Annotated in this window: 2 protein-coding genes; both read left to right on the top strand. The window is 32.0% G+C overall.

The genetic code is table 11. From position 1 onward, the window contains the following. Nucleotides 1–69: 69 nt before the first annotated feature. Nucleotides 70–618: a hypothetical protein gene (locus C564_RS0131510; RefSeq protein ID WP_018768255.1), complete on the top strand. Its 549-nt coding sequence runs from the start codon at nucleotides 70–72 to the stop codon at nucleotides 616–618. A 141-nt stretch (nucleotides 619–759) separates the two neighbouring features. Further along, nucleotides 760–1,287 carry a hypothetical protein gene (locus C564_RS0131515; protein WP_018768256.1) on the top strand — a complete coding sequence of 176 codons (528 nt, stop codon included), beginning with the start codon at nucleotides 760–762 and terminating at the stop codon, nucleotides 1,285–1,287. Nucleotides 1,288–1,401 lie beyond the last annotated feature (114 nt).

Below are 1,401 nucleotides of genomic sequence, written 5' to 3' on the forward strand. Positions count from 1 at the left end.
ATAGTAGATTTTTAGGTTCTTAAAATATTTATATCTCTATTATATTCAAATATGAAAAGGAGTGTTGTTATGAGGGCTAAAGGAGTATTAATATCTTTCCTCGTTTTGATTACGTTTTTAGGATTTTTGCCAATAGAGAAAGCAAGTGCATCCGTATCATCTGATCTAGTAAATGAAGTAGGAGATAGGATTGATACAAGTAAAAACTATTATATAGTTCCAGCAGATTCACCAACAAGAGGATTACGTTATCACGAGTCTCTTAATTATTACCCGTTTTTAGTAGTTAGTTCAAGAGGTAACACAGTAGAAAACCCTTCGGCAGCTTCTATGAAATTGTATTTTTCTGAAGAAAACAAGAAATATCGTATTGGGATGCCTTTTCCGTTTCCGAAGATAGGATTTATTGATTATTGGTTAGATAGTAATTTAAAGTTTAACCCGAGTGAAAAAGACGCGGCTTATTGGACGATAACTCCTGTAGAAGGGGGATATACACTGCAAGCAGAAGGAGGATACCTTGATTATAAAGAGATTGAATCAACAATGTATGGTCCTCTTACACGTGCCTGCTTAGGTAAAGAAAAAGTCGTGTGGAAATTATTACCTGTTTCTTAAAGTTTATGGGACATAGGTTTTAAATATAACTTGTCCAAAAGATAATACGTGGATAAAGAATTGATAATAAGCTAGTAGACTTTTTAGGTCCTTAAAATATTTATATCTCTATTATATTCAAATATGAAAAGGAGTGTTTCTATGAAAATTAAAGGAGTATTAATATCGTTCCTCGTTTTGGTTACGTTTTTAGGATTTTTGCCAATAGAGAAAGCAAGTGCATCTGTATCATCTAATTCAGTAAATGAAGTAGGAGATCGGATTGATACGAGTAAAAATTATTATATAGCTCGAGCGGACAACCCAAATAAAGGGTTATATTTTCCATGGCATAGCTCAATTATGAATATGCAGTACTTTCAATTCAGTGCACCTGGTGACCCTGTAAAATTACATTATTCTGAGGAAAATAAAAAATATCGTATTGAGATGTTTGTGAAAATTATATCGCATAATGCTTCTACCTGGTTTACAAAAAGTTTATCGCCCTCTATTAATAACGAAAAATTCGCCAGTTATTGGACTATTCGTCCTGTGGATGGTGGATATACAATTCAGGCAGAAGATAATAGCTACTTGAGTTATCACACGGTAGAGTTGAGTAAGACTTGGACAACTGCTACTTTAAGTACAGAAAAAGTTGTATGGAAATTAGTACCTGCATCTTAAATGTTATATAAATTTGTAAAGACATAAGTTTTAAATATAACCTTTCCAAAAGATAATACGTGGGTAAAGAATTGATAATAAGATAGTAGATTTTTAGGTTCTTAAAATATTTAT

The sequence above is a fragment of the Bacillus sp. 105MF genome, from assembly GCF_000374885.1.
GTDB classification, from domain to species: Bacteria; Bacillota; Bacilli; order Bacillales; family Bacillaceae_G; genus Bacillus_A; species Bacillus_A pseudomycoides.

What these genes read in the sequence shown, in the direction of transcription:
- C564_RS0131510 (WP_018768255.1), top strand. Translation starts at nt 70, where the DNA reads ATGAGGGCTAAAGGAGTATTAATATCTTTCCTCGTTTTGATTACGTTT.
- C564_RS0131515 (WP_018768256.1), top strand. Translation starts at nt 760, where the DNA reads ATGAAAATTAAAGGAGTATTAATATCGTTCCTCGTTTTGGTTACGTTT.